Origin of the sequence: uncultured Planktosalinus sp. (assembly GCF_963973675.1) — a bacterium.
In the GTDB taxonomy this organism is placed as follows: Bacteria; Bacteroidota; Bacteroidia; order Flavobacteriales; family Flavobacteriaceae; genus Planktosalinus.
Window position 1 is genome coordinate 1 of sequence record NZ_CAXBAN010000084.1, and the last position, 8,330, is coordinate 8,330.

Annotated in this window: 9 protein-coding genes; 3 read left to right on the forward strand and 6 right to left on the reverse strand. The window is 34.9% G+C overall.

The genetic code is table 11. The features are described 5' to 3' along the window. A partial coding sequence (locus AACY61_RS04845; protein ID WP_339610459.1) for a prolyl oligopeptidase family serine peptidase occupies nucleotides 1-259 on the forward strand: 259 nt, incomplete at its 5' end. 74 nt (nucleotides 260-333) lie between these two features. Here the strand turns inward: AACY61_RS04845 and AACY61_RS04850 are convergent. The 5 genes from AACY61_RS04850 to AACY61_RS04870 all read right to left on the reverse strand — a co-directional run bounded on the left by AACY61_RS04850 (nucleotide 334) and on the right by AACY61_RS04870 (nucleotide 3,856). Next, nucleotides 334-597 (reverse strand): DUF6520 family protein, encoded by a 264-nt coding sequence (locus AACY61_RS04850; protein WP_339610460.1) that lies wholly within the window; start codon nucleotides 595-597, stop codon nucleotides 334-336. A gap of 81 nt (nucleotides 598-678) precedes the next feature. Then, nucleotides 679-1,746 (reverse strand): hypothetical protein, encoded by a 1,068-nt coding sequence (locus AACY61_RS04855; RefSeq protein WP_339610461.1) that lies wholly within the window; start codon nucleotides 1,744-1,746, stop codon nucleotides 679-681. Between the two features lie 112 nt (nucleotides 1,747-1,858). Continuing rightward, nucleotides 1,859-2,314 (reverse strand): MauE/DoxX family redox-associated membrane protein, encoded by a 456-nt coding sequence (locus tag AACY61_RS04860; protein WP_339610462.1) that lies wholly within the window; start codon nucleotides 2,312-2,314, stop codon nucleotides 1,859-1,861. A gap of 192 nt (nucleotides 2,315-2,506) precedes the next feature. Beyond that, the gene (locus AACY61_RS04865; RefSeq protein WP_339610463.1) at nucleotides 2,507-3,472 is read right to left on the reverse strand and encodes a helix-turn-helix domain-containing protein; all 966 of its coding nucleotides are present in this window, start codon (nucleotides 3,470-3,472) and stop codon (nucleotides 2,507-2,509) included. Nucleotides 3,473-3,475: 3 nt separating this feature from the next. Next, nucleotides 3,476-3,856, reverse strand: a complete 381-nt coding sequence (locus AACY61_RS04870; protein ID WP_339610464.1) for a hypothetical protein — start codon at nucleotides 3,854-3,856, stop codon at nucleotides 3,476-3,478. Nucleotides 3,857-4,175: 319 nt separating this feature from the next. On the opposite strand from AACY61_RS04870, the gene AACY61_RS04875 reads away from it, so the two are divergent. Both AACY61_RS04875 and AACY61_RS04880 read left to right on the forward strand, forming a co-directional pair. Next, nucleotides 4,176-6,584 carry an aminotransferase class I/II-fold pyridoxal phosphate-dependent enzyme gene (locus tag AACY61_RS04875; protein WP_339610465.1) on the forward strand — a complete coding sequence of 803 codons (2,409 nt, stop codon included), beginning with the start codon at nucleotides 4,176-4,178 and terminating at the stop codon, nucleotides 6,582-6,584. Between the two features lie 52 nt (nucleotides 6,585-6,636). Then, entirely contained in the window at nucleotides 6,637-7,479 is an 843-nt protein-coding gene (locus AACY61_RS04880) for an RteC domain-containing protein (protein ID WP_339610466.1), read from the forward strand. 224 nt (nucleotides 7,480-7,703) lie between these two features. Here AACY61_RS04880 and AACY61_RS04885 read toward each other — a convergent pair whose 3' ends face one another. Continuing rightward, nucleotides 7,704-8,018, reverse strand: coding sequence for a hypothetical protein (locus tag AACY61_RS04885; protein ID WP_339610467.1), 315 nt, complete (start codon nucleotides 8,016-8,018; stop codon nucleotides 7,704-7,706). Nucleotides 8,019-8,330 lie beyond the last annotated feature (312 nt).

Genomic DNA, 8,330 nt, shown 5'->3' on the forward strand with positions numbered 1-8,330 from the left:
TCACGTTCAAAACATTAACACACCCGTTTTAACCTGGACAGGTGATCAAGATTCCAATGTCAATTGGAATCAATCCATTGAATTTTATAATGCTTTGAGAAGGCTTGAAAAAGAACACGTTTTTCTTCTTTACCGGAAAGAGGGGCACACTTTATTAAATAAAGAAAATCAGGTAGACCTCAGTATAAGAACAAAACAATGGTTTGATTATTATTTAAAAGACAAACCACCTGCAAAATGGATAATCAATAAAAATTAAATGAAGGGCCGGATAGAATTGATTATAATTTACATTTTATACTTCTATCCGGCCCTTTTGGTTAATTACCGCAATTAAAATCTAAAAAGCGGTTTTGTACACGAGGTGCCTGCGGCGTTATCCAAGCCATAGACAATTTGCCCGGCTGAATTGGTACATTCAGGACCAATCTCGGTTGAACAAAGAACCGGCATTGAACATGGAGTAGTGGTATTGATATACCCAAACTCCCAAGCGGCTTCTTCAATTGCATTTTTAGAATCAAATGCAAGGGCACCTGTAATTGCTATTACTACTGCTAGTAAAGGCAATCCTTTTTTTAAAACTTGTGTTTTCATAATTAATAAATTTAAATTAAGATCTACTCTATTTCAGGTTTTCGACCTTCCCCTGACCAACGCGCATTAGGTATCTTTAATCTATAAATCAAAATAAGTGTCTTTTAATTCATAAACTATTATCTCGTTTTCAATAAGTGCATATATTTTGTTTTTATACACTTTAAATTCCTTAAGGTTTTCCCTGTTGTGATGGTATAGATAGAAACTCAATAAATAGTTCCCGTCTGTTAGATTATAAACATCAATGATCGAAGCGTGCTTTAAGTTGTCCTCTGATTCATACTTGCCCAACCTGGGTGAGTTTATAAAAAGATAATTTCTATAGGTGGCACTTTTACTATTTACAATAACCTGATTCCCTTTGAGAGTTCTTGTATTCTTGGTTGAATAAGAAATAACCTCTAGTTGGGCTTGTGAAATGGTATCAATAGTTTTTCTTTTTCCAAATAAATTCAAATCATAGTCAGTGATAAAATATTCATTCCGATAATAATAAACATATATCAATTGCTTGTTTTGATAATTATTGAGGATCATTCCATCAGTATCAAAAACCCCGTCTATTTGTGCTTCAAGCAAATCTTCATGAAGTTTTACACTTCCTTCACCATCCGTTTTAATTTTCCCTAGCTCATACTTTGAGGTTTTATTGCTCATTGATTTTACAATAAACCCTGTTGAATCAATAATCGAAATTCTACTGAAATAAGCACTTTCTTTGATAAAAGGTGAAACTATGCGTTCTTTAATTTTCCCCATATAAATGATAGGTACCGTACCATCCATAAGATAGATATTGGAATCACTTATTTTAGCATTTACATTACTAAAAGGATATTGTTCACTTTCAGTAATGTCTAAGCGAATATGAATGGTATCGGTTAACTCTAAATCTGTGACAAGCAAATGCGATGGAGCCATATGATTCCCTAAATAAATGGAATCATTATAAAACCCCGCTATGTAATAGGAGTTAAATTGAATATCCAATTCTTTGATCTTTTCTGAAGGATGATGAGGGTACCGCCGCTGAAAAGCATTGTTCCGCTGCATCTTATCCTCACTCATCAAAAACAAAACACTCACCAACCCCACCCCAAAAAAAGTACATCCCAAAAGCAACAATATGATCGTTCTTGTTTTCATAATATCATTTCTTATTATTTACCAGTCATCCCGACGTATGTCGGGACCTCGTCAAGGCTATCCAAATCATCAATCAACCATCCCGTCATTGCGAGCTGTGTCCACCGTAGCTTCAGCGAAGGTGGGCGAAGCGAAGCAATCTCATCCTTTTATTCTCCACTATAATTCCAACTACCGCAAGTCCCATAAACCCAACATTAAAAACAAGGTGCTCCGTCCAGCCCAGTTGCTCCAGCACCCCACCGCAGGAACATGGTATAAAATCAGTGAAGTTTAAAATGATGATTATATAGGTGGTAAAGAGCACCATCATACTGTAAAACCCAAACAAGGCAAACAAACGGGTGCGTTCAAAAATTAATAACAGGGCAATTAGCAGTTCAATAATAATCACCCCGGGAGCCACCCATCCGGCAAACGCACTCAACAAAGGTGATTGACCTAATTGGTTTTCAAAAGTTTCATAATCCACCAACTTGCTCACCGCTGCATACACAAACAATAAAATGAACAAGAAGATAAAGAGGTCTACTAGATACTTTTTTATATGTTTAAAAGATAATCCCATAGGGGTGTTTTTTCTATGGGATAAAGTTCGGTATAATTATATTTTCTTAACGGATTATTTCTTTTCTCAAAAGGATTATTTTAGCTGAATATCAACTCCTTATGAGAAATATTGAGTGTAAATAAGTGAAAGTATGTATCCATTTAAAATTCAGGTTTATCAATTTTTAATTAAGCAATAGAATTAAATGATCTATTTTAAATTACGATTGTAAAGCTTGCGATAAAGTGTTGGACTTACACTAAAATGCTTTTTGAAAGCAGTAGAAAAATGAGTGGGGTTATTAAATCCGGATAACTTAGCAGCTTCTTCAATGGATATCCGGGTGTGTTTAAGATAAATGGCTGCTTTTTTTACCCGTTCTTCAGTATAAAATCTAAAAATACTATTATTGTAAAACTGAGAAAATGCTTGTTTCAACTTGAAATCGTTGGTGCCGTGTGTCCTGGCTAATTCTTGAATACTTGGTAAGGGTTTATCAAGATTTTGTAATATAAAATCTCTAACATCCTGTACCATTTTCACATCCTTATGTGATAACAATACCTTGGGCTTAGTCTTAGGGAGCTTCCCATCAGACAACTCCTGGATTCTTTTTAACTTAACTTTGCTTCTAATCAAATTTCTCTTTGAAATGGGTTGAATACAATCTATTATAATAATTTGGTGACCTGTAACTGTTGTCGGGATGGTCTTGATGTCAAAATGAAACATTTTTTTTAACCTTGTGTCACTGGTAAAGAGAAATTTATGATTCCCTTCAAAGTCCGGCTGCTCATTAATTGCATTAGCAATTTTCTCCCAATCTTTTTGAGACTCTTTGTCTAAAAGGGATGAAAAGGATTTGCCCATTACATTCTTTTTAGAAAACCCTAACTCTATGAGGGCACCTTTGTTAATGTTTATTATGTTAAAGTCTTTATTTAAAATAAATCCTAAATGCAAATATTCATCCAGGCTACCTCTGGTATTAATGGAACTAAAAAAATGAAATGCATCTTTCAAGTCCTGTGTTAACCAATTTAAACTCACAACCAAAGTTTCTAATTCATCTTCTTCATTGGTCCTTTGAATTTGATAATTTAAGTCTCCTTCGGCAATAGCTAGAAGTAATTCTTTGATACTCGCTAACCGTTCGTTGTCAATTGTTCTATTCATATCCTATGGCTTTATAAAAGGTTTTAGAAATTGATGGGCATAATATTCTTCAGTAAAAACTTCAGTGGGGATTAAAGGCTGGTTCGCTTTTAAATACAATTTAAGCATGTGTTGGGCTACCAATCGCTCTTCTAATACTGCTACAGCTGTTGCCAAATAAGAACCTTGTGTAGCTAGATAATCACGAGCTGCTTTATTGGCATCATGAATTCCTCGTGTTTTACATAAAATTGGAAAGCTTCTCCCTTCCTGAAAATCAAGCCGCTCACCCACGATCGCTTTAGCAATTTTAAGGTCCACTAATGGAATAGGATGGTACTCAAAATATAAAATACCATCAGATACCCAGAAGTCTGAATATTTTCCTCTTTGAATAAGGGACATGGTAAGAAGGTTGTTTCTCTTTGAAAACTAAATTAATAAAAAATATTAAAATTGTATTGATTTGATAGTTTTTGGTAGTATTCATAGAGTTTATAACAATTAAATCTTTCTCAAAAGGATAGAAACCTTTCTCATAGGGATTATTTTAAGGGTACTGCACAAATTCCTTTAGGTTCATTTTGTTTTTTTAAATAGCTTGTAACTGTTTTTAAAAAACATCCTTCCCCAACAGTCTTTTACAACACAAAAATATATACTTATTTATACAGTGGTAAAGTCTGTTTAATTGTGAAAACAACGATAACCAATATATAAAATCATGGCTAAAATCAAACACAACAACTTCATAAATACCGTGAATGAAGTAATCAACAATGCACGACGTCAAAACATTGTACACCTCTATGCAGAGGACAAAAAGTTTTCAGGAAGAAATATTCAAATCAATGGCAAAACCCTCTTTCATTTTGGAACTACCGGTTATCTGGGGTTAGAACAAGACCCTAGATTAAAGCAAGCGGCTATCAAAGCAATAGAAAATTACGGGACTCAATTTCCTCTCTCTAAAACTTATATATCTCACCCACTCTATGCCGAACTGGAAGCCAAAGTTTCAAAAATGTACAACGCTCCCATCATCATTACAAAAAACAGCACACTAGGTCATATGGCCGTAATCCCCTCAGCAGTGGAAGATGAGGATGGAGTAATACTCGATCATCAAGTGCATTGGAGTGTGCAGAATGCGGTCCAAATGGTCAAAACAAAAGGAGTTAAAGTAGAAATGATCAGGCATAATAATATGGAGATGCTGGAAACCAAAATCAAAGAATTAAACACAACCTGCAATAAGATTTGGTATATGGCAGACGGGGTTTATTCGATGTTTGGGGATTTTGCGCCGGTTGACCACCTGATGACACTTTGTAAAAAGTATCCAAAACTTCACCTATACTTTGACGATGTGCACGGTATGAGTTGGATTGGAAAAAATGGTACCGGCTATGTCACCAGCAAACTGGGTGACCTTCCTGAAAACTGCCTATTGTTTGGTACATTAAGTAAATCCTTTGGGGCTGGCGGAGCTGTCTTAGCGTGTACTAACTTGGAATTAAGGGATAAAATAAAGAATTTTGGAGGTCCCCTCACATTTTCTGCACAGTTGGATCCGGCTTCAGTAGCAGCAGCGATTGCATCTGCAGATATTCATCTGTCCGAAGAAATATACGAAATGCAAAAAGACCTCAGAATTAGAATTCAACACTTCAATTCACTCTTGGAAAAATCAAATCTTCCATTAGTGGATAAAAATGAAAGTCCCGTTTTCTATATCGGCACCGGTGTGCCGGAAACCGGTTACAACTTTGTAAAACGCCTTTTTGATGAAGGATTCTTTGTAAACCTGGGCCTCTTTCCTGCAGTACCTGTTAAAAACACCGGGGTACGCATCACCATTTCAAGGCACAATCAATTAGATGAAATAACAGCACTAGTGGAAGCAATGATCCACCATTTCCCCAAAGCACTGGAAGATACCCAAACCAACCTCAATAAAGTGCGCAAACTCTTTAGGTTGCCGGTATTAGAAACGGTAAAGGAGGAATCTACTCCCCAAAACTTAAAAATCCAACACCTCAAGTCAATTATAGAGGTAGAAAAATCTTTATGGAATAACCACATGGGCAACAATTCTATTTTCGATTGGGATGGTATGGCGTTCCTGGAAAAAGTATTTACAAAAAACAAAGCGCCTGAAAACAAGTGGGAGTTTCATTACATCATCATTAGAGATAAGGAAGGCAACCCTATTCTGATAACTTTCTTGACAAATGCCCTTTGGAAAGAAGATATGTTGGCGCCGGTATCTGTCTCAAAAGAAATTGAAGCCAGAAGGATAGAAGAGCCTTATTACATGTCAAACAACGTGTTGAGCACAGGTTCTTTGCTTTCAGAAGGCAACCATTGGTTTTTAGATGACAAACATCCTCAATGGGAAGAAGCCATTCAATTGCTGTTACATACCATGGAAACCATTGACACCCAATCACCGGTTGAAATGTTCGTTTTAAGGGACTTCCTGAAAGAAAATCCAAAACTCAATAACTTCTTGCACAAAAAGGGCTTCATAAAAATCAAAATGCCTGAAACTGCTCAAATCCACAACCTGAACTGGGTGGATGAAACTACATTTATAGAAACACTTTCCCCAAGATCCAGAAAGCACTTTAGAAAAGATATTGTGCCGTTTATGAACCAGGTTGAGGTACAATGGAAAAAAACCGTCAGCAAACAAGAGCTGGATCAAATCTATAAATTGTACCTCAACGTGAAACAAAACAACCTCGGGCTAAATACCTTTGCTTACCCTATGAACCTTTTCAGCACTATGAATGAAAACAACGGTTGGGAGTTCCAATGCATCTATGACAAAGCCAATTTCAACAAATTAATTGGTGTGATGTGTTGCTATAATAACAACAATACAACCTATGTCCCAGTATTGGTTGGGATGGATTATCACTATGTAGCTAAAGTAAATAGTTACAGGCAACTGCTGTATCAAACAATAAACAGGGCAGGGGAGCAAGGGTTTAAAAACATAGATTTCGGCCTCACAGCAACATTTGAAAAAAGAAAACTCGGCGCGAAGGTCTATGACACTTTTGCCTACGTCCAGGCAAAAGACAATTTTATATTGGAATTGCTCACTACGCTCCAAACAAAATAAACAGAAGCAACATCCGGTTGAATGGGGGTTTGAAAGTTCAATGTGATTGAAAATGAATAAAAAGGAATACGTACTGATCTTTGAAGATTTTCAAAATAAAATTAAAACTTTGGAAGAAGAGGGAATTCTGGGGTTGGATAAAATCCATGAGGCCATTTTGATGTGCAGGTTAAAGCTTTCCAAACTCAAAAAATACACGGTGTTGAATACCTTTGAAAACAGTGAAGAAGAAATTACATTTTATAAAAAATACAAAGGAGAGATACTGCTACATTTAATTTATTATGAAGAATTGAGAATTATTGAGATGCAATATCCTGAATTGTCAATTACAGCCCAAAAAAACTACATCATACGCCGGGAACAAAAAATAAAAAAATTTTTTAAAAAACATGAATCCCTCACCCAGTATGTCACCCTCAACCTCACCAACCTGGATGAACTTTTCTTTACAATCAAACCCTTAAACGAGTCCTGGCAGGTGTGCAATGAATCATACCATACAGACCCCGGTTTTTATACAAATCACGATTTATTGATTGCCAAAATAAAAGCCCTAAAAAAACTTCTGGACTATCTAAAGTCAAGATACAAAGCGCTTGAAAATTTCTTGAAATTCGGCAAGCCCATGCAATTTACAAAAGCTCTGCACTGGACAGGTTCCCAAACTGAACTCACAGAGCTCATTTATGCTTTACACGTTTCAAAAACAATCAATCATGGCAAAGTGGATATAAAAGAAATTTCACAACAATTTGAATCACTCTTCAATATCAAACTCAACGATATTTACAGAATCTACGCAGACATTAAATACCGTCAAAAATCCACCACAAAATTCCTCGATGAAATGACCTCCAACTTGAAGGAAGAAATTGAAAGATCTTACCGTTAATGAATATAAATCTTAATGTCTCACTTGCGTAAACTCCTAAAAGCACATTATATCTAAAATTTAATTTGAGTTAAATGTAAAAATAAGTTTTATCAATAAATAATAATTCAAAGCTCAAATGTCATATCCACCCCAAATTCGCTTTGCAGTTCCTTGTCGCCAAACTTGTACAGTAACTCATTTTACGTTCTTTTTTTATTTTTTGTCAACTAGTTTTCTAAAAATTACCAAAACATATCAACATACTTGCCGTTTTTCTTCACTTCTCTACGCCTATAAATACCTAAAATAAAGAATAATGCTATAAATATAGGGTAATAATAATCAGGCATGACAAAATAAAGAATTCCATCAATTACAGCACCCATAAAAGTAATTAAATGAAGGTCTCCATTTGCTACAAATTGCTCTTTACGAATTAGAAATTGGATAATTGGTAAAAGATATTTATGTAGTTTAGTACTAGTTAATTTATCATCAATAAAAAAATTATTTTTCTCCAGTTTTTCAAAATAATCTATTAGTTTTTCTTTTAGCACATTAGTTTTTTGATCCTGATATAAGACAATTCTTTTTGAGATGTTCAAGACTGACCTATGATGAAAAAGTTTTTTTCTGATGTTGATTTATCTGACAACATTTTTATTAATCTAATTACTTTCTGTTCGATTACTTCATTTTGTGTCATAATTACCAAAACATTGCTGCATATTTTCCATTTTTTTTAGCTTGTTTTCGCCTGCAAACTCCCAACACGAAAAATAATAAAATAAATATCGGATAGTAGTATCCAGACACTAGAAAATAAGCTATTATATCAATTGTAACCCCTATTATAGTAAGTAATCTTA